An 18,548-nucleotide genomic window follows, 5' to 3' on the forward strand; every position below is an offset into this window, starting at 1 on the left:
AATAGTCGCGTTTTGACATCACTGAAACCCGCGATCTAGAGCGGTTCATTCAGTTTGAGTTAAGTTTCGATGGTTACCTTGTTCAGCGAGTGACTGATGAGTCGGCCCTGGAGTCCGTGGCGGTTTACAACTATTCCACTAGCCAGGCGTCGAACTGACCTGAAAACTCCCCTGCATTAATTAAGAGGATGAATCATGAGTGACAAGGATAAACAGCCGTTGGCTGCGTCGGCATCAGCCCCTCAGGTGGCAGAATCCGCCGATGCAGCGTTGCAACATATCGTTGACGGTTTTTTGCATTTCCATCACGACGTCTTCCCTCAGCAGGAAGAACTCTTCAAGAAACTCGCCACGGCCCAGAGCCCAAGAGCGATGTTCATCACCTGCGCGGACTCGCGCATCGTCCCTGAATTGATCACCCAAAGCTCGCCCGGCGACCTGTTCGTTACCCGTAACGTCGGTAATGTGGTGCCCCCTTACGGGCAGATGAACGGCGGTGTTTCCACGGCGATCGAGTACGCGGTGCTTGCCCTGGGTGTACAGCACATCATCGTCTGTGGGCATTCCGATTGCGGCGCCATGCGCGCGGTACTCAACCCCGACAGCTTGGAGAAAATGCCCACGGTCAGGGCTTGGCTGCGGCACGCCGAGGTCGCCAAGGCCATGGTTCATGACAACTGCGACTGCGCTAATGAAGGCGAGAGCATGAAGGTGCTGACCGAAGAAAACGTCATCGCCCAGTTGCAGCATTTGCGCACCCACCCTTCAGTGGCCTCGCGCATGGCCAACGGTCAATTGTTTATCCACGGCTGGATTTACAACATCGAGACCAGTGAAATTCGCGCATACGACGCGGAGCAATCAGCGTTCCGACCGTTGAGCGGTTCCGGACCTATCCCTTGCGCGACGCCTAAAGCGCGCTTCTAAAACACTTCCCTGCCGGGTAAAGCGGTGGCTGCCATGGACGCAGCCAGGCTTTACCGCGCCCGGCGAATGCCTCGGGAGAGCCATCATGCGTGCTGCTCAATTGAAAGCTGTATTGCCACGGGAGCTGCTCGCTTCGGTGGTTGTGTTTCTGGTCGCCCTGCCACTGTGCATGGGCATCGCCATTGCGTCCGGCATGCCGCCGGCCAAGGGCCTGATCACCGGCATCATCGGTGGCCTAGTGGTGGGCTGGCTGGCGGGGTCGCCGTTGCAAGTCAGCGGTCCGGCGGCGGGTTTGGCGGTGCTGGTGTTCGAGCTGGTGCGCCAGCACGGCATGCTGATGCTCGGGCCTATCCTGCTGCTGGCGGGTTTCCTGCAACTGGTGGCCGGGCGTTTGCGCCTGGGCTGCTGGTTTCGTGTGACCGCACCAGCTGTGGTCTACGGCATGCTGGCGGGGATTGGCGTGCTGATTGTGCTGTCGCAGGTCCATGTGATGCTCGACGCCACGCCCAAGCCTTCAGGGCTGGATAACCTGGCGGGCTTCCCGGCTGCACTGGCCGAGGCGATCCCCACTCTTGGCGGTGGCCTCGGCTGGCAAGCGGGACTGCTTGGTTTGTCCACCATGCTGGTGATGTACCTGTGGGACAAACTGCGCCCGCAGTCACTACGATTCGTGCCGGGAGCCTTGCTCGGTGTTGGCCTGGCGACGGTCACCAGCCTGGTGCTGGCGCTGCAGGTCAAGCGGGTGGAGGTGCCGGAGAACCTCGCCGATGCCATCGACTGGCTGCGCCCCAGCGACCTGCTCAACCTGGCTGACCCCCAGCTGCTGATCGCCGCGTTCGCCGTTGCTTTCATTGCCAGCGCCGAAACCCTGCTCTCCGCGGCGGCTGTGGATCGCATGCACAGTGGTCAACGTTCCGATTTTGATAAGGAATTATCTGCCCAAGGTGTAGGCAACATGCTGTGTGGTCTGGTGGGCGCGCTGCCGATGACCGGTGTGATTGTGCGCAGTTCGGCCAACGTCCAAGCAGGCGCTACCACGCGGCTGTCGGCGATGTTCCACGGCGTGTGGCTGCTGGGTTTTGTGCTGCTGTTGTCGAGTGTGCTTCAAAGCATTCCGGTCGCAAGCCTGGCGGGTGTGCTGGTGTACACCGGGATCAAGCTGGTGGACGTCAAGGCGTTCAAGGCGCTGGGGCGCTACGGACGGATGCCGATGTTCACCTATGCCGCCACAGCGCTGGCAATCATCTTCACCGACTTGCTGACGGGTGTGCTGGTGGGCTTCGGGCTGACCCTGGTCAAGCTGGCGTTCAAGGCGTCGCGCTTGAAAGTCAGCCTGATCGATCTGCCTCAGGACGGCGAGATGGAACTGCGGTTGATTGGCGCGGCGACGTTTCTCAAAGTCCCGGCGCTGACTCAGGTGCTCTCGACCGTGCCTACCGGCACCACGGTGCATGTGCCGCTTAACAACCTGAGCTACATCGACCATTCCTGCCTGGAGTTGCTGGAAGAATGGGGCCGGGCAAATGCGGCCAAAGGGTCGAAGTTGGTGATTGAGGCGCGGGGGTTGAAGCGCAGGCTCGAAGGCCGAATCAGGACGACGACGGGGATCGGCTCGGCACCCTCTATCGGCTGACGGAGCCGAATCAAATGCGGGAGAGGGCTACCACCCTCCCGCATTAGATTGAAAGTTCAAGCCGGCTGATCCAGCTCCAGCTCAACACCCAACTGACGCGACAGGCACGGCCAGCGCTTCCACGCTGCTTCCGTTTCCGGGCTTTTGAGCTGCTCGCGATAGGTCTCCACAGACTCCAGCGCAAAGCTGTCTTCGTTGAGCATTTCATCCACGGCGTGGTGTACGGCCTCATCCAGCTGGTTGGCGAATGCCTCGCCGATCAACTGATGGGCAATCACGTTGGCGACGGTGATATCCACCGGAATCAATGGCTGGCCAAAGTGCTTGATATACAAGTCGTTGACCTCTTCCACCAGACGATGGGCCAGGTACGCTTCATCCAGCAGGCCGTCGAGCCCTTCGTGGCCTTGCAGCAAAGCGGGCGGTTGCAGGAAAAAATGCTCGGCGATCTTCAAGACGGGTTTGATCTGACTTTCGATACCGGCCTCGCGGGCCACTTCGTTGGCCGCATCCAGCAGGTCCGGCACGAGGTCGATGTAGGCAGTGACAAAGCGGGTCATGATGACGACGTGATCACCGTCAGCCAGGGAAATGGCCGAATGCAGGTGCGGCAATTGTTTTTCCAACTGGCAACCCAGCTGGCCCGTCTCGGTCTCGTGTTGATGGGCACGGGAAATCTGCTCGCGCAATGCGGCGGTGTTCATGAACGCTCCAGTAGTGCAGGCATAAGAAGAAAGAGCATAAGGTAGCTCGTTTAGACGAGAGCCTCAGATGCATTTGTCATAATTATTTCACGGTTATACGCAGGCGTTATATCGGATAGCCATCGTTCGTCGGAAAATCGATTCCGCCCCCCGCTTCCATTGGGTTTCCACCCAGCCTTTGCGGCTCATTTGCCCCTACACATTGCGGGGTTGCAGACCCTGTCTATACTCGGATTTGTACGCGATTAGCTGATGACGCCAGACTGCATAAGCAGGCAAGGCTAAGCGGTTGTAAGCAGTATGGAAGCCGCTCCCTTCGACGCAGGTGCAAACCGGCGGGATAACAAGAACGATAAGGGGAACCCGCAATGATGCGACATCCACACGTTTGGATGGGCCTCCTGTTGTGGTCGGTATTCGGCCAGGCGCACGCCGCTTGGACCACGAATATGGCGCCAGGGGCGACAGAAGTCAGTCACGCTGTGTTCGACCTGCATATGACCATTTTCTGGATCTGTGTGGTGATCGGCATCGTCGTGTTCGGCGCCATGTTCTGGTCGATGATGGTCCACCGCCGCTCCACCGGGCAGGTCGCCGCCAAGTTCCACGAGAGCACCACCGTGGAAATCCTCTGGACTGTCGTGCCCCTGCTGATCCTGATCGCGATGGCCATTCCGGCCACCAAGACCCTGATCAATATCTACGACAGCAGTGAATCGGATATCGATATCCAGGTCACCGGCTACCAGTGGAAATGGCACTACAAATACCTGGGCCAGGATGTGGAGTTCTTCAGCAACCTGGCCACACCCGCCGAACAGATCCGTAACCAGGCGACCAAGGGCGAGCATTATCTGCTGGAAGTCGACCAGCCGCTGGTGCTGCCGGTGGGCGCCAAGGTGCGCTTTCTGGTGACGGCCGCCGACGTGATCCATTCCTGGTGGGTGCCGGCCTTCGCGGTCAAGCGCGATGCCATTCCGGGGTTCGTCAACGAAGCCTGGACCCGCGTCGAGAAACCCGGCCTCTACCGTGGCCAATGCGCCGAGCTGTGCGGCAAGGACCACGGCTTCATGCCCATCGTGGTGGAGGTCAAGTCCAAGGCCGACTACGACACCTGGCTGGGCGAGCGCAAGGCCGAAGCCGCCAAGCTTAAGGAGCTGACATCCAAAGAGTGGACGCTCGACGAGCTGGTTGCCCGTGGCGACAAGGTCTATCACACCACCTGTGTGGCCTGTCACCAGGCCGAGGGCCAGGGCCTGCCGCCGATGTTCCCGGCGCTCAAGGGCTCGAAGATCGCCACGGGGCCCGCGGCCGATCACCTGAGCATCGTGTATCACGGTAAGCCGGGAACCGCGATGGCCGCGTTTGGCAAGCAGCTCTCGGAAGTGGATATCGCCGCCGTAGTGACTTACGAGCGCAACGCCTGGGGCAACAACAAAGGCGACATGGTCACGCCTAAAGATGTGTTGGCCATCAAGCAGGCGGAAAGCAAATGACTCCTTTCATTGCAAATGCCCTAAACCGCCCCGCCCCTTCGTTTGCAGGAGAACGGCCATGAGCGCTGTGATCGATGACCATGGCCACGCCAGTGACCATGCCCACGGCCCCGCCAAAGGTTTGATGCGCTGGCTGCTGACCACCAACCATAAAGACATCGGCACGATGTACCTGTGGTTTGCCTTCACCATGTTCTTGTTGGGCGGCTCCTTCGCCATGGTGATTCGCGCCGAGTTGTTCCAACCGGGTTTGCAAATTGTGGAACCCGCGTTCTTCAACCAGATGACCACCATGCACGGCCTGATCATGGTGTTCGGCGCGGTGATGCCGGCATTTGTCGGCCTGGCCAACTGGATGATCCCGCTAATGATCGGCGCCCCCGACATGGCCCTGCCGCGCATGAATAACTTCAGTTTCTGGCTGTTGCCGGCGGCGTTCCTGTTGTTGGTGTCGACCTTGTTCACGCCAGGCGGTGGGCCGAATTTCGGCTGGACCTTCTACGCGCCGCTCTCCACGACCTATGCGCCGGAAAGCGTGACGTTCTTCATCTTCGCCATTCACCTGATGGGCATCAGTTCGATCATGGGTGCGATCAACGTGGTCGCCACCATCCTCAACCTGCGTGCGCCCGGCATGACATTGATGAAGATGCCGCTGTTCGTGTGGACCTGGTTGATCACCGCGTTCCTGCTGATCGCGGTCATGCCGGTGCTGGCCGGCTGCGTGACCATGATGCTGATGGATATCCACTTCGGTACCAGCTTCTTCAGTGCCGCCGGTGGCGGTGATCCGGTGCTGTTCCAGCATGTGTTCTGGTTCTTCGGCCACCCTGAGGTGTACATCATGATCCTGCCGGCCTTCGGCGCCGTCAGCTCGATCATCCCGACCTTCTCGCGCAAGCCATTGTTCGGTTACACCTCGATGGTCTACGCCACGGCGAGCATCGCGTTTCTGTCGTTTATCGTGTGGGCGCACCACATGTTCGTGGTGGGCATTCCGCTGGTGGGCGAGTTGTTCTTTATGTACGCCACGTTGCTGATCGCCGTGCCCACGGGGGTGAAGGTGTTCAACTGGGTCAGCACCATGTGGCAAGGCTCGCTGACCTTCGAGACGCCGATGCTGTTTGCCGTGGCCTTCGTGATTCTGTTCACCATCGGCGGCTTCTCCGGCCTGATGCTGGCGATTGCGCCGGCGGACTTCCAGTATCACGACACCTACTTCGTGGTGGCCCACTTCCATTACGTACTGGTGCCCGGCGCGATCTTCGGCATCTTCGCCTCGGCGTACTACTGGCTGCCGAAATGGACCGGCCATATGTACGACGAAACCCTGGGCAAGCTGCACTTCTGGCTGTCTTTCGTGGGCATGAACATGGCGTTCTTCCCGATGCACTTCGTGGGCCTGGCGGGCATGCCGCGGCGGGTGCCGGACTACAACCTGCAGTTCGCTGACTTCAACATGGTGTCTTCGATTGGCGCCTTTATGTTCGGCGCTACGCAGATCTTCTTCCTGTTTATCGTGATCAAGTGCATCCGTGGCGGCCCGCCCGCGCCGGCCAAGCCGTGGGATGGCGCCGAAGGCCTGGAATGGAGCATTCCATCGCCGGCGCCGTACCACACCTTCACCACGCCGCCGGAGGTCAAATGAATACGCCGATCCCCTGTGGGAGGGGGCTTGCTCCCGATGACGGTATGTCAGCCGACATCACCCTGGTTTGCGACGCAGCAGGTGGGCGTCATGGCTGACTCCGTGCCCGTCAGGCGCCTGGTCACGCGGCTGTTGATCCTGGTGGTGGCGATGTTCGCCTTCGGGTTCGCCCTGGTGCCCATCTACGACGTGATGTGCAAGGCATTTGGCATCAACGGCAAGACCGCTGGGCAGTACGAGGGCTCGCAGGTAGTTGACCCGTCGCGCCAGGTGCGCGTGCAGTTTCTGGCCACCAATGCCATCGACATGGTCTGGGAATTTCGCTCCAAGGCCGATGAACTGGTGGTCAACCCTGGGGCGGTCAACGAGATGCTGTTCGTGGCCTACAACCCCAGCAATAAGCCAATGACCGCCCAGGCGATTCCGAGCATTTCCCCGGCCGAAGCGGCGGTGTATTTCCACAAAACCGAGTGTTTTTGCTTCACCCAGCAAGTGCTACAGCCTGGCGAGCGCATCGAGATGCCCGTGCGTTTCATTGTCGATCGCGACATGCCCAAGGATGTGAAGCATTTGACCCTGGCGTACACGCTGTTCGATATCACTGCGCGCCAACCGCCCGTGGCTGCCCATAGCGGCGGCTAGCTACTGTTTGCCCGCTCAATCAGGAGAGCGAATACATGTCGACTCATGATACGTACTACGTACCAGCGCAAAGCAAATGGCCAATAATTGCCACGTTCGGTCTGTTGATCACCGTGTACGGCCTGGGCCTGTGGTTCAACGACCTCAAGGCCGCGCGCCCGGAATCCCACGGGCCGTGGATTTTTTTCGTCGGTGGCCTGCTGTTGGCCTATATGCTGTTCGGCTGGTTCGGCGCGGTGATCAAGGAAAGTCGCGCCGGTTTGTACAGTTCGCAGATGGACCGCTCGTTCCGCTGGGGCATGAGTTGGTTCATCTTTTCCGAAGTGATGTTCTTTATCGCGTTCTTCGGTGCGCTGTTCTATGTGCGGCATGTGTCCGGTCCGGCGTTGGCGGGCGAAGGTCCTAAGGGCATCGCGCATATGCTGTGGCCGAACTTCGAGTTTGCCTGGCCGTTGCTCAACAACCCGGACCCGAAACTCTATCCAGCGCCGGAGGGCACCATCAGCCCGTGGGGCTTACCGTTGGTCAATACGATTTTGCTGGTCAGTTCCAGCGTGACCATTACCATTGCCCACCATGCCCTGCGTAAAGGCCATCGCGGTGCTCTGAAACTCTGGCTGGCGATCACCGTGCTGCTGGGCTTGGCGTTCCTTGGGTTCCAGGCCGAGGAATATATCCACGCCTATAAAGAGCTGGGTCTGACCTTGGGCTCGGGCGTGTACGGCGCGACCTTCTTTATGCTCACCGGTTTTCACGGCGCCCACGTGACCATCGGCACGATCATTCTGTTTGTGATGCTGATGCGCATCCTGCGCGGGCATTTCAATGCCGAGCACCAGTTCGGCTTCGAAGCGGCCAGTTGGTATTGGCACTTTGTGGATGTGGTGTGGATAGGCCTGTTTTTCTTCGTTTACGTGCTGTGAGGCGTTTCACCACGGCGCGTGCGAGACCAACTGGCCGCTGAAAAAGCCCCAGGTAATCAAGCCGAGGGTGATCACGGCCAGCACTACGCGCACGGTCAGGGCAGTGACGAGGCGGTTGGAGTGGCCCTCGTCCTTGACCAGAAAGAACAAGCCACTGAACAGGCTCACGACGGTCGCGATCAGCATCAGGGCAATGGCTGCTTTGAGCATGGTGCGGCTCCTGGGCTTTCGAGGGGAGGGGCGATGAAATCCAGTATAGCCAGTGCCTGGCAGCGCTTTCGTCCCGGTATTGCGCCGACGGTGGTAGTGCTTGTGCTGCTGCCGCTGATGGTGGGGCTGGGATGCTGGCAGTTGTCTCGCGGCCAGGAAAAGCAGGCGCTGGTGGACAGCTATGCCGAGCGCCGTGCGGCCGAACCGATCCATGGTGACCAGCTCGCGGCGCTCGCAGACCCTGCGTTTCGTCGGGTTCACCTGAGTGGGCAGTTCGATGCCGAACACAGCGTACTGCTCGACAACCGCATGCGCGATGGCAAGGCCGGTGTCGAGCTGCTGCAACCCTTCCATGACCAGGCCAGCGGTCTGTGGCTGTTGCTCAATCGCGGCTGGCTGCCCTGGCCGGACCGGCGCACGCCGCCGGCCTTCACCACCCCTGAACAACCGGTGAATCTCGACGCCTGGGTGTACGTGGCGCCGGGCGAAACCTTCCAGTTGCAGGCCGACCCGGTGGCGTCCAACTGGCCGCGCTTGCTCACCGCGCTGCACCCCTGCGCGTTGTGGGCCGAGCTGGGTCGCAGCGGGTATGCCTACGAGTTGCGCGCCGAACCCGGCCCAGGCACCTACGAAACCCGCTGGCCGGTCGTGGCCATGGGCCCGGAAAAACACCTGGCGTATGCCGTGCAGTGGTTCGCCATGGTCTTGGCGTTGCTGGCGCTTTATCTCTATCTCGGATGGCACCATACAAAAAAGGAGAAGCCCCATGAGAGCGGCCATGAATCCACCCAACATGTCTGAGCTGCCCGACCGTCGCAAAGGCCGCTGGCAGTTGATCCTGATTCTGCTGATGGTCATCGGCCCGATGGTGTTGGCCACACTCATGTACAAGCTGCAGTTCTGGGTGCCCGACAGTCGCAGCTATCACGGCGAGCTGATTGGCGATGGCCAGACCCGCGCCGACATCGGCGTGCAGGCCGACGAGCAGCGCTGGCAACTGCTGGTTACGGCACCCACGGCCTGCGCCGCCGACTGTCAGCAACTGGTGTACCTGGCGCGGCAACTGCAGATTGGCCTGGGCCGCGATGCTTCGCGCGCCAGTCATGCCCTGGCCAGCGCGCAACCTTTGAGCACTGACTATGACGCCAAGCTCAAGGCCGAATACCCCCAGTTGCAACGCTACGCGCTGGACCTGTCGACCTTCGGCAAAAACGCCGCCGCGCCGGGTGACGCGCAGCTTTGGATCGTCGATCCCCACGGCAACCTGGTGCTGCGCTATGACGCCACGGTCAAGGGCAAGGATCTGCTCAACGATCTGCGTCATCTGTTGAAACTGTCCAACATCGGATAAGGGCATCGTCATGGCCAAACCTGGATTTCGCCTCGCGTTGTTTGCCACCCTGCTGGCGCTGATCGTCGTGCTGCTCGGTGCCTATACCCGCCTGACCCACGCCGGTCTCGGCTGCCCGGATTGGCCCGGTTGCTACGGTTTTATTGGGGTGCCCAACAGTGAAGCCCAACTGGCCCATGCTGAATTGCATTTTCCTGACACGCCGGTGGAGGCCGACAAAGGTTGGAGCGAGATGATCCATCGCTACTTCGCCGGCACCTTGGGGCTGCTGATCGGCGTGTTGGCGGCGCGGTGCTGGAGCCATCGGCGCGATCCCGGTCAGCCGGTGAAGTTGCCGCTGTTTCTGCTCGCCGTGGTATTCGCCCAGGCGGCGTTTGGTATGTGGACGGTGACATTGAAGCTGTGGCCGCAAGTGGTCACAGGGCACTTGCTGGGAGGCTTTGCCACCCTGAGCCTGCTGTTTTTGCTGACCCTGCGTTTGTCGGGAGTGTTACCGGCGTTGATCGTGCCGAAGCGCCTGCAATATTGGGCCACGGCCGGGCTGGTGCTGGTGATCGGCCAGATCGCGCTGGGCGGCTGGGTGAGTTCCAACTATGCGGCCGTGGCCTGTATCGACCTGCCCACCTGCCACGGTCAATGGTGGCCGGCGGCGGACTTTGCCAACGGTTTTCACCTGACCCAACACATCGGCCCGAACTACCTGGGCGGGCAGCTCGACAGCGAGGCGCGTACGGCGATTCACCTGACCCACCGCTTGGGCGCGGTCATCGTCACCTTGGCCCTGCTCGGTTTGGCCTGGCAACTGCGCGCGGTGGGCATGACGCGACTGGCCGGCCTGTTGCTGATTGCCTTGGCCGCGCAAATCGGCCTGGGCTTGAGCAATGTGTATTTCCATCTGCCGCTGCCGGTGGCCGTGGCCCATAACGCCGGTGGCGCCGGGTTGTTGCTGACGCTGGTGCTGGTCAATTACCACGCGCGCACCAGCCTGGTACGGGTGCGCAGTCAGCGGCCGTTCGGCTGGCGCTTTATCCCGCGCAAACAGATATCGGGCCTGACCACCCTTAAAGGAGAAATGCCATGGCGACCTTGACCGGCGCGCGGCACGACCAGGCGCTCTGGCGCGACTATCTGGAGCTGACCAAGCCGAAAGTGGTGGTGCTGATGTTGATCACCTCCCTGGTCGGTATGTTTCTCGCGACCCGCGCTGGCGTGCCGTGGACGGTGCTGATTTTCGGCAATCTGGGGATCGCTCTGTGTGCAGGCGGCGCGGCGGCGATCAACCACGTGGTGGACCGGCGGATCGACGCCGTGATGGCTCGCACCCATAAGCGCCCGTTGGCCCAGGGGCGCGTGCAGCCTGTGGGCGCGCTGGCCTTTGCGTTGGTGTTGTCAGTGGCTGGGCTGACGCTGCTGCTGGCGTTCACCAATCCGCTCGCGGCATGGCTGACCTTGGCGTCGTTGTTGGGGTATGCGGTGATCTATACCGGGTTTCTCAAGCGCGCTACGCCGCAGAATATCGTTATCGGCGGTTTGGCCGGAGCGGCGCCACCGTTACTGGGCTGGGTTGCCGTCACCGGGCATGTCAGTGCCGAACCGCTGCTGCTGGTGCTGATTATCTTCGCCTGGACCCCGCCACACTTCTGGGCTTTGGCCATTCACCGCAAAGAGGAGTACGCCAAGGCCGATATTCCGATGCTGCCGGTAACCCACGGCGAGCATTACACCAAGGTGCATATCCTGCTCTACACCTTCGCCCTACTGGCAGTGAGCCTGATGCCCTACGTGATCCACATGAGCGGCCCGCTCTACCTGGGTTGCGCGCTGGCCTTGGGTGCGCGCTTTCTGCAATGGGCCTGGGTGTTGTACCGTGGCGGTCGGCCGCACGCGGCGATCAACACCTTCAAGTACTCTATCTGGTACCTGTTCCTACTGTTTATCGCGCTGCTCGTAGACCACTACTTACTGTTGAACCTATGACTCGAACTCAAAAAACCGTCTTTATCCTGGTGGCCATCGTCGCGTTGATCATGGGCCTGACCGTCAACAAAGTGCTCAACGGCAAAGGCCAGGGCGACCCCACCGCGCTGATCGACGCCGGCATCATCCTGCTGCCGCAAAGCCGCGCGCTGCCGCCGGTGACCATGACCAATCAGGACGGCCAGCCGGTGGTGATCAATGAATTGAAGGGTAAGTGGAGCCTGCTGTTCTTCGGCTACACCTTCTGCCCGGACATTTGCCCTACCACCCTTGCTCAACTGCGCCAGATCAAGAGCGAACTGCCCAAGGACGTTGTGGATAAGCTTCAGGTGATTCTGGTGAGTGTCGACCCCAACCGCGACACTCCGACCCAGCTCAAGCAGTACCTGGGCTATTTCGATCCGCAATTCCAGGGTCTGACCGGCGCAAATGTGGCTGAGGTGCAAAAGGTCTCGAACGCCGTGAGTATCCCGTTCATCCCGGCCGATACCAGCAAGCCGAACTACACCGTCGATCACAGCGGTAACCTCGCGCTGATCGGCCCGGACGGAACTCAACGTGGTTTTATCCGCGCGCCATTGAACAACCAGAAGCTGGTGGCGCAATTGCCAGGGTTGTTACAGCGTCAGTAGTAGTCGACACAAGAAATGTGGGGGGCTTGCTTGCCCCTGATAGCAGAGTGTCAGTCGATGTAGATGCCGACTGAAGCACTGCCATCGGGGGCAAGCCCCCTCCCACATTTGCTTTGTGTTGCCTGAGGATCGGGGCCAGCGTCTGCTGTTGATTGGGATCGAGTTCACGCCGTAATGCTGAATCGAGATGCAAGCCCATCAGGTGGCCGATGTCAGAGGCACTGCGGTTGGTCGTCGATTGGCACATTCGAATCTTGCACAAACCTAACGTGGGAGGGGGCTTGCCCCCGATAGCTGAGTGCCAGTCGATGTAGATGCCGACTGAAGCACTGCCATCGGGGGCAAGCCCCCTCCCACATTTGCTTTGTGTTGCCTGAGGGATCGGGGCCAGCGTCTGCTGTTGATTGGGATCGAGTTCACGCCGTAATGCTGAATCGAGATGCAAGCCCATCAGGTGGCCGATGTCAGAGGCACTACGGTTGGTCGTCGATTAGCACATTCGAGTCTTGCACAAACCTAATGTGGGAGGGGGCTTGCCCCCGATAGCAGAGTGCCAGTCGATGTAGATGCCGACTGAAGCACTGCTATCGGGAGCAAGCCCCCTCCCATATTGTTGATCGCCAGTGGACTGGGGATCAGGTTGTTTCTTCAGGATCAGAACGCCGGCTTGATCGCGCCTTTGTATTTTTCTTCGATGAATTGCTTCACCTCAGGGGTGTGCAGCGCGGCGATCAGTTTCTTCACGGCGTCCGCGTCCTTGTTGTCTTCGCGGGTGACCAAGATGTTCACATACGGCGAGTCGCTGCCTTCGATCAACAGGGCGTCCTTGGCAGGGTCCAGCTTGGCTTCCAGGGCGTAGTTGGTGTTGATCAGCGCCAGGTCGACCTGGGTCAGCACGCGTGGCAGGGTGGCGGCTTCCAGTTCGCGGAACTTCAGGTCTTTCGGGTTGGCGGTAATGTCTTTGATGGTCGACAGGATGTTGGTTGGGTCCTTCAGGGTGATCAGGCCGTTGTTGGCCAGAAGCAGCAGGGCGCGGCCGCCGTTGGTGGCGTCGTTCGGGATCACGACGTTGGCGCCGCTTGGCAGCTCGTCGATTTTTTTGTACTTGCTGGAGTAAGCACCCAGGGGCTCCAGGTGTACCCCGCCCACGCTTACCAAGTGAGTGCCCTTGGTCTTGTTGAATTCATCGAGGTACGGCTGGTGCTGGAAGAAGTTGGCGTCCAGGCGCTTCTCGGCCACTTGTACGTTGGGCTGCACGTAATCGGTGAACACCTTGACCTCGAGGTCCACGCCTTCTTTAGCCAGGGCTGGCTTCACGAATTCGAGGATTTCCGCGTGGGGCACCGGCGAGGCCGCGACGGTGAGGGTCTCGGCCGCGTGAGCGGAAAACGCGGCAACGGCGGCAAAAGCAACCAGTAGTTTTTTCATCCAGCAAGCTCCTTGTTCGGGCATCTGCCGGCAGTTGGCCGGCAATGGCCGTTATTTTCGAGAATAGTGTGTCACCAGCTTGTCGCCGATGGTTTGCAGAATCTGCACCAGCACAATCAACATAATGACGGTGACGACCATGACGTCGTCCTGGAAACGCTGGTATCCATAGCGGATCGCCAGGTCACCCAACCCGCCGGCACCGACCACGCCGGCCATGGCGGTATAGCCCACCAGTGCAATGGCGGTCACGGTGATTGCGGCAATGATGCCAGGCTTCGCCTCGGGCAAAAGTGCCTTGACGATGATCTGCCGAGTGGTGGCGCCCATGGCTTGCGTAGCTTCGATGATGCCGCGATCCACTTCGCGCAGAGCCGTTTCCACCAACCGCGCGAAGAACGTCGAGGCGCCTACCACCAACGGCGGAATAGCGCCGGCCACTCCCAGGGATGTGCCGGTGATAAAGATCGTTGTAGGAATCATCACAATCAGCAGAATGATAAACGGCAGTGAGCGTATAGCGTTGACGATAAACGCCAGAACGCCGTAGGTGGCTTTCTGCTCCAGCAACTGACGTGGGCTGAACAAGAAGAGCAGGATGCCGAGCGGCAGGCCGACCAGCACGGTGAACAGCAGTGAAGTGCTGAGCATCAGCATGGTGTCACCGGTGGCGACCCAAATGTCGGCCCAATCCACCTTATCGAAGTAATGCAGTAACACGTCCATTAACGCAGGACCTCCATATGCACGTCGGCTGCGGTGAAGCGGGCGAAAGCTGCTTCCATATCACCGCCGGTGATGGCCAGAGTCAGTTGCCCGTAGGGAATGTCTTTGATGCGATCGATACGACCGGCAAGGATGCTGTAGTCCACTCCCGTCTCGCGCGCGACGGTACCCAACAATGGCGCGTAAGTCGCTTCGCCCTGGAATGTCAGGCGCACGATACGGCCAGGCACGTGAGCGAAGTCATCGCGCTGTTCGCTTTCGTCGATTTGGTCGGCTTCCTGCACAAAACGCTTGGTGGTCGGGTGCTTAGGGTGCAGGAACACATCCGCCACCGACCCCTGCTCGACGATTACACCGGCGTCCATGACTGCGACTTGGTCGCATACGCGACGGATCACATCCATTTCATGGGTGATCAGTACGATGGTCAGTTTCAACTCGCGATTGATTTCGGCCAGCAATTGCAGGACCGACGCGGTGGTCTGCGGGTCGAGGGCGCTGGTGGCTTCGTCGCACAGCAGGATCTTCGGCTTGGTTGCCAGGGCGCGGGCGATGCCGACGCGTTGCTTTTGGCCGCCGGAGAGTTGCGCGGGGTACTTCTTGGCGTGGTCGGACAGGCCCACGCGAGCGAGCAGTTCTGCCACCCGTTGGTCGATTGCCTTGCGCGACATTTCGCCGGCCAGAGTCAGTGGCAGCGCCACGTTGTCGGCGACGGTCTTGGAAGCCAGCAGGTTGAAGTGCTGGAAGATCATGCCGACCTGCTGGCGGAAACGCCGCAGGCCGTTGGCGTCCAGGGCGGTGACTTCTTCGCCATCGACCGTGATCTGACCGCCGCTGGGTTCTTCCAGGCGGTTGATCAAGCGCAACAGCGTGCTTTTACCTGCACCCGAATGGCCGATCAGGCCGAACACCTGGCCGTTCTCGACTCGCAGGCTGGTGGGATGCAGCGCGGGGATATCCCTACCGTCGACACGGTAGGTTTTATGGACGTTTTGAAACTCGATCACGTAGCGAACCTTGTGGGGCGCATGAAAAGGGATCAGCGGTTAGCCGGGCGCGCATTTTAGCCTGTCCGTATAGCGTTTCTTAGCATTTATTTCGTATCCAACCAGCGATTTGGCAATAACGCGATCAAAGGTCATAAAAAAGGAACGGCGCAAAACCCTGTCAGTCCCTACTTAAGCAACTCAATTTCCCAGGTGCCGTGCCTGGGGTTTTGCTCAAACGAGCCGGGGAACGCTCTGGCCACTTTGAATAAGGAGTTTTGACTGATGAGCACCAAGAAGCCAGCTACCCCGTCCAAGAGCGAACTCGCGGGGACCGATACCCTGGACCGCGGCAATACCAACGCCAAGCTGCAGGCCCTGGAAGCTTTTCGCTCCGATGCCACCGGCCAGGCTTTGCGTACCAACCAGGGCGTGAAGATTTCTGACAACCAGAACAGCTTGAAGGTCGGCTCCCGCGGCCCGTCGCTGCTGGAAGACTTCATCATGCGTGAAAAAATCACCCACTTTGACCATGAGCGCATCCCGGAGCGCATCGTGCATGCTCGCGGTACCGGCGCCCATGGCTATTTCCAGACCTACGAAGACCATTCGGCACTGACCAAGGCCGGGTTCCTACGGACCCCCGAGCATAAAACACCGGTATTTGCGCGGTTCTCCACCGTACAGGGCCCGCGTGGTTCCGGTGACACCGTGCGCGATGTGCGCGGCTTTGCCGTGAAGTTTTTCACCGAGGAAGGCAACTTCGACTTGGTGGGCAACAACATGCCAGTGTTTTTCATTCAGGACGCGATCAAGTTTCCTGACTTCGTGCATGCGGTAAAACCTGAGCCCCATAACGAAATTCCTACCGGCGGCTCGGCGCACGACACTTTCTGGGATTTCGTTTCCCTGGTGCCGGAATCGGCCCACATGGTGGTGTGGGCAATGTCCGACCGCGCCATTCCGAAAAGCCTGCGCGCCATGCAGGGTTTTGGCGTGCATACCTTTCGCCTGATCAACACTGAGGGCAAGTCCAGCTTCGTCAAATTCCACTGGCGTCCGAAGGTCGGCACCTGCTCCCTGGTGTGGGACGAAGCGCAGAAGCTTGCCGGTAAAGACACCGACTACCACCGCCGCGACCTGTGGGAATCCATCGAGAGCGGTGACTACCCCGAGTGGGAGCTGGGCGTACAGATCGTCGCCGAAGAGGACGAGCATAAGTTTGACTTCGACCTGCTCGACCCGACCAAGATCATCCCCGAAGAGTTAGTGCCCATCACGCCGCTGGGCAAGATGGTGCTTAACCGCAACCCAGACAACTTCTTTGCCGAAGTCGAGCAGGTGGCGTTCTGCCCGGGTCATATCGTGCCGGGTATCGATTTCACTAACGACCCGCTGCTGCAAGGCCGTCTGTTTTCCTACACGGACACGCAGATCAGCCGCCTGGGTGGTCCGAACTTCCATGAAATCCCGATCAATCGACCAGTCGCGCCGTTCCATAACGGCCAGCGCGACGCGCAGCACCGCAGCGTGATTGATAAGGGACGTGCCTCTTACGAGCCGAACTCCATCGATGGCGGCTGGCCGAAAGAAACCCCGCCGGGCCCGACCGACGGTGGCTTCGAAACCTATTACGAGCGCGTCGACGCCAACAAGGTACGTGAGCGCAGTGAATCGTTTGGCGATCACTTCTCCCAGGCCACGCTGTTTTTCAACAGCATGAGCCACCACGAGAAAGAGCACATTATTGCCGCTTACAGCTTTGAGCTGGGCAAGGTCGAGCGCGAGCATATTCGTGCGCGCCAGGTAAACGAGATCCTCGCCAATATCGATTTGGAACTGGCCAAGCGTGTGGCGCAGAACCTGGGCCTGCCGGCACCGACCAAGGGTACCGTGCCGCCACGCGAAACCTCGGTGAAAACTTCGCCGGCGTTGAGTCAGGTGAACTTGCTGTCGGGGGATATCAAAACGCGCAAAGTGGCGATTCTGGCCGCCAACGGCGTGGATGGCGCCGCGATTGATGCGTTGAAAAAGGCCTTGGAGGCCGAAGGGGCCCATGCCAAATTGCTGGGGCCGACTTCGGCACCGGTGAAGACGGCCGATGGCAAAACCCTGGCGGTGGATGCATCGATGGAAGGCATGCCGTCCATTGCGTTCGACGCGGTGTTTATCCCTGGCGGCAAAGACTCTGTGAAAGCCCTGAGCGGCGACGGTGTGGCATTGCACTACGTACTGGAAGCCTACAAGCACCTGAAGGCGATTGCCGTAGGGGCGGATGTGAAGCCGCTGCTGGATCAGCTGAAGCTAGAGGCGGATGCGGGGCTGATCGTCGGCTCGGATGCCAAAGCGTTCAAGGCGTTCTTCGCCGCGATTGCACAGCACCGGGTCTGGGAGCGTGAGCCGAAGGCCAAGGCGATTCCGGCTTAAGGCAGGAGTTGCTGGTTAGATAGCTATCGGGGGCAAGCCCCCTCCCACATTTGAATGTATTCACAGTTCAATGTGTGGGAGGGGGCTTGCCCCCGATGCTTTTACTTCACTGCGCCTTGCGCGGAATCAGCACGATCTGCGCCGGGATCTTCTTCAGAATCTGCCGGTGAATCTTCAGGTCATATCCCGAATCAATGCGCTTCACCCGTTTGGTCAGCAGGCTGGCCAGCCACGGGTAATCTTCTGTGCGCGGCACCTGGATGCTCACGTCGCACTGGTAATTCACCACGTCGGTGGCGATGGCGTCGAGCTGATGGCGCATGTCTTCGATGTTGGTGAGGTTCAGCGCCACGGTGGTGCTCGGTGCTGCCGGGTCGATGACCTTCGCGGCGGGCTTGGCTTCGGCGGCTTTAAGGGCCTCTTCGGCTTGATCCAGCTCGGCTTTACGGGCGTGGGTGATAGCGCTGTTGACGCCGCCGGTCAGCGCCGGTGCTTTTGGCATCAATGCCCGGGCGCGGCTCAAGGCGGTGGCGGCCGCGTTGACGTCGCCTTTTTGCAGCACGATCTGGCTGCGTTGTAGATAGGCTTCGGCCAGTTGGCGCTGGTAGGTTTCCAGCGCCGGATCATTGGGCGTCTGGGCCTGCAGGGTGGCGAGTTGGTCTTCGGCGGTGGCCAACTCACTGCTGGCCAGGTTTTGCTCCAGCTGCGCGATGGCCGCAGCACGCGGGTCCGTGGCCTCCGGGGCAGCGGGCGGTGTGCTTTGACAGGCACCCAGCAGCAGGGAAAATGCGGCAAGGAGCAGATAACGTGCGGTGAACGGCTTCATTCCTGCGACTCT

At 60.1% G+C, this 18,548-nt stretch carries 18 protein-coding genes; 12 read left to right on the forward strand and 6 right to left on the reverse strand.

Annotation, left to right across the window (positions count from 1 at the left end):
• Positions 1-195 precede the first annotated feature (195 nt).
• Together HRH33_RS01170 and HRH33_RS01175 are read left to right on the forward strand one after the other, a co-directional pair.
• On the forward strand, positions 196-927 hold the full coding sequence (locus tag HRH33_RS01170) for a carbonic anhydrase (protein WP_034101684.1): 732 nt from the start codon (positions 196-198) through the stop codon (positions 925-927).
• An 85-nt stretch (positions 928-1,012) separates the two neighbouring features.
• On the forward strand, positions 1,013-2,560 hold the full coding sequence (locus HRH33_RS01175; RefSeq protein ID WP_034136343.1) for a SulP family inorganic anion transporter: 1,548 nt from the start codon (positions 1,013-1,015) through the stop codon (positions 2,558-2,560).
• Between the two features lie 56 nt (positions 2,561-2,616).
• On the opposite strand, the gene HRH33_RS01180 is transcribed toward HRH33_RS01175, so the two are convergent.
• Positions 2,617-3,264 (reverse strand): hypothetical protein, encoded by a 648-nt coding sequence (locus tag HRH33_RS01180; RefSeq protein WP_034136344.1) that lies wholly within the window; start codon positions 3,262-3,264, stop codon positions 2,617-2,619.
• Positions 3,265-3,632: 368 nt separating this feature from the next.
• On the opposite strand from HRH33_RS01180, the gene coxB reads away from it, so the two are divergent.
• The 4 genes from coxB to HRH33_RS01200 all read left to right on the forward strand — a co-directional run bounded on the left by coxB (position 3,633) and on the right by HRH33_RS01200 (position 7,973).
• A complete protein-coding gene (gene coxB / locus HRH33_RS01185; protein WP_034101688.1) occupies positions 3,633-4,760 on the forward strand; it encodes a cytochrome c oxidase subunit II in 1,128 nt (375 codons plus the stop codon).
• A 58-nt stretch (positions 4,761-4,818) separates the two neighbouring features.
• Entirely contained in the window at positions 4,819-6,408 is a 1,590-nt protein-coding gene (ctaD, locus tag HRH33_RS01190) for a cytochrome c oxidase subunit I (protein ID WP_167417381.1), read from the forward strand.
• A 90-nt stretch (positions 6,409-6,498) separates the two neighbouring features.
• On the forward strand, positions 6,499-7,050 hold the full coding sequence (locus HRH33_RS01195; protein WP_099312985.1) for a cytochrome c oxidase assembly protein: 552 nt from the start codon (positions 6,499-6,501) through the stop codon (positions 7,048-7,050).
• A gap of 35 nt (positions 7,051-7,085) precedes the next feature.
• The gene (locus HRH33_RS01200) at positions 7,086-7,973 is read left to right on the forward strand and encodes a cytochrome c oxidase subunit 3 (RefSeq protein WP_034101692.1); all 888 of its coding nucleotides are present in this window, start codon (positions 7,086-7,088) and stop codon (positions 7,971-7,973) included.
• 6 nt (positions 7,974-7,979) lie between these two features.
• On the opposite strand, the gene HRH33_RS01205 is transcribed toward HRH33_RS01200, so the two are convergent.
• Positions 7,980-8,183 (reverse strand): twin transmembrane helix small protein, encoded by a 204-nt coding sequence (locus tag HRH33_RS01205; protein ID WP_034101693.1) that lies wholly within the window; start codon positions 8,181-8,183, stop codon positions 7,980-7,982.
• 33 nt (positions 8,184-8,216) lie between these two features.
• Between HRH33_RS01205 and HRH33_RS01210 the strand changes: the two genes are divergently transcribed.
• The 5 genes from HRH33_RS01210 to HRH33_RS01230 are packed head-to-tail and all read left to right on the forward strand — an operon-like array spanning position 8,217 to position 12,143.
• Entirely contained in the window at positions 8,217-8,984 is a 768-nt protein-coding gene (locus HRH33_RS01210) for an SURF1 family protein (protein ID WP_167417382.1), read from the forward strand.
• Positions 8,950-9,534, forward strand: coding sequence for a hypothetical protein (locus HRH33_RS01215; protein WP_034101695.1), 585 nt, complete (start codon positions 8,950-8,952; stop codon positions 9,532-9,534). Before HRH33_RS01210 ends, HRH33_RS01215 begins: the two co-directional genes overlap by 35 nt.
• A gap of 10 nt (positions 9,535-9,544) precedes the next feature.
• Positions 9,545-10,624 carry a COX15/CtaA family protein gene (locus tag HRH33_RS01220; RefSeq protein WP_034101696.1) on the forward strand — a complete coding sequence of 360 codons (1,080 nt, stop codon included), beginning with the start codon at positions 9,545-9,547 and terminating at the stop codon, positions 10,622-10,624.
• A complete protein-coding gene (gene cyoE / locus HRH33_RS01225; RefSeq protein WP_167417383.1) occupies positions 10,612-11,511 on the forward strand; it encodes a heme o synthase in 900 nt (299 codons plus the stop codon). Before HRH33_RS01220 ends, cyoE begins: the two co-directional genes overlap by 13 nt.
• Positions 11,508-12,143 carry an SCO family protein gene (locus HRH33_RS01230; RefSeq protein ID WP_034101699.1) on the forward strand — a complete coding sequence of 212 codons (636 nt, stop codon included), beginning with the start codon at positions 11,508-11,510 and terminating at the stop codon, positions 12,141-12,143. Before cyoE ends, HRH33_RS01230 begins: the two co-directional genes overlap by 4 nt.
• 654 nt (positions 12,144-12,797) lie before the next feature.
• Here the strand turns inward: HRH33_RS01230 and HRH33_RS01235 are convergent.
• From HRH33_RS01235 to HRH33_RS01245, 3 genes are read right to left on the reverse strand one after another with little or no spacing between them, the layout of a single operon-like run.
• Entirely contained in the window at positions 12,798-13,571 is a 774-nt protein-coding gene (locus HRH33_RS01235; protein WP_167417384.1) for a MetQ/NlpA family ABC transporter substrate-binding protein, read from the reverse strand.
• A 51-nt stretch (positions 13,572-13,622) separates the two neighbouring features.
• Positions 13,623-14,297, reverse strand: a complete 675-nt coding sequence (locus HRH33_RS01240) for a methionine ABC transporter permease (protein WP_034101701.1) — start codon at positions 14,295-14,297, stop codon at positions 13,623-13,625.
• Entirely contained in the window at positions 14,297-15,304 is a 1,008-nt protein-coding gene (locus HRH33_RS01245; RefSeq protein WP_034136349.1) for a methionine ABC transporter ATP-binding protein, read from the reverse strand. Before HRH33_RS01245 ends, HRH33_RS01240 begins: the two co-directional genes overlap by 1 nt.
• Before the next feature lie 264 nt (positions 15,305-15,568).
• Here HRH33_RS01245 and katE point away from each other — a divergent pair, with 264 nt between their 5' ends.
• Positions 15,569-17,710, forward strand: a complete 2,142-nt coding sequence (gene katE, locus HRH33_RS01250) for a catalase HPII (protein WP_034111138.1) — start codon at positions 15,569-15,571, stop codon at positions 17,708-17,710.
• Between the two features lie 106 nt (positions 17,711-17,816).
• Here the strand turns inward: katE and HRH33_RS01255 are convergent, their stop codons facing one another.
• Positions 17,817-18,536 (reverse strand): PA5502 family lipoprotein, encoded by a 720-nt coding sequence (locus HRH33_RS01255; RefSeq protein ID WP_034111139.1) that lies wholly within the window; start codon positions 18,534-18,536, stop codon positions 17,817-17,819.
• Positions 18,537-18,548 lie beyond the last annotated feature (12 nt).

The sequence above is a fragment of the Pseudomonas rhodesiae genome, assembly GCF_013285305.1.
In the GTDB taxonomy this organism is placed as follows: domain Bacteria; phylum Pseudomonadota; class Gammaproteobacteria; order Pseudomonadales; family Pseudomonadaceae; genus Aquipseudomonas; species Aquipseudomonas rhodesiae.

Coding starts and splice junctions, on each gene's coding strand:
- HRH33_RS01175 (WP_034136343.1), top strand. CDS start 1,013: ATGCGTGCTGCTCAATTGAAAGCTGTATTGCCACGGGAGCTGCTCGCT.
- HRH33_RS01180 (WP_034136344.1), bottom strand. CDS start 3,264: ATGAACACCGCCGCATTGCGCGAGCAGATTTCCCGTGCCCATCAACAC.
- HRH33_RS01230 (WP_034101699.1), top strand. CDS start 11,508: ATGACTCGAACTCAAAAAACCGTCTTTATCCTGGTGGCCATCGTCGCG.
- HRH33_RS01215 (WP_034101695.1), top strand. CDS start 8,950: ATGAGAGCGGCCATGAATCCACCCAACATGTCTGAGCTGCCCGACCGT.
- coxB (WP_034101688.1), top strand. CDS start 3,633: ATGATGCGACATCCACACGTTTGGATGGGCCTCCTGTTGTGGTCGGTA.
- HRH33_RS01240 (WP_034101701.1), bottom strand. CDS start 14,297: ATGGACGTGTTACTGCATTACTTCGATAAGGTGGATTGGGCCGACATT.
- HRH33_RS01235 (WP_167417384.1), bottom strand. CDS start 13,571: ATGAAAAAACTACTGGTTGCTTTTGCCGCCGTTGCCGCGTTTTCCGCT.
- HRH33_RS01205 (WP_034101693.1), bottom strand. CDS start 8,183: ATGCTCAAAGCAGCCATTGCCCTGATGCTGATCGCGACCGTCGTGAGC.
- HRH33_RS01210 (WP_167417382.1), top strand. CDS start 8,217: ATGAAATCCAGTATAGCCAGTGCCTGGCAGCGCTTTCGTCCCGGTATT.
- HRH33_RS01195 (WP_099312985.1), top strand. CDS start 6,499: ATGGCTGACTCCGTGCCCGTCAGGCGCCTGGTCACGCGGCTGTTGATC.
- HRH33_RS01200 (WP_034101692.1), top strand. CDS start 7,086: ATGTCGACTCATGATACGTACTACGTACCAGCGCAAAGCAAATGGCCA.
- HRH33_RS01220 (WP_034101696.1), top strand. CDS start 9,545: ATGGCCAAACCTGGATTTCGCCTCGCGTTGTTTGCCACCCTGCTGGCG.
- ctaD (WP_167417381.1), top strand. CDS start 4,819: ATGAGCGCTGTGATCGATGACCATGGCCACGCCAGTGACCATGCCCAC.
- katE (WP_034111138.1), top strand. CDS start 15,569: ATGAGCACCAAGAAGCCAGCTACCCCGTCCAAGAGCGAACTCGCGGGG.
- HRH33_RS01255 (WP_034111139.1), bottom strand. CDS start 18,536: ATGAAGCCGTTCACCGCACGTTATCTGCTCCTTGCCGCATTTTCCCTG.
- HRH33_RS01170 (WP_034101684.1), top strand. CDS start 196: ATGAGTGACAAGGATAAACAGCCGTTGGCTGCGTCGGCATCAGCCCCT.
- cyoE (WP_167417383.1), top strand. CDS start 10,612: ATGGCGACCTTGACCGGCGCGCGGCACGACCAGGCGCTCTGGCGCGAC.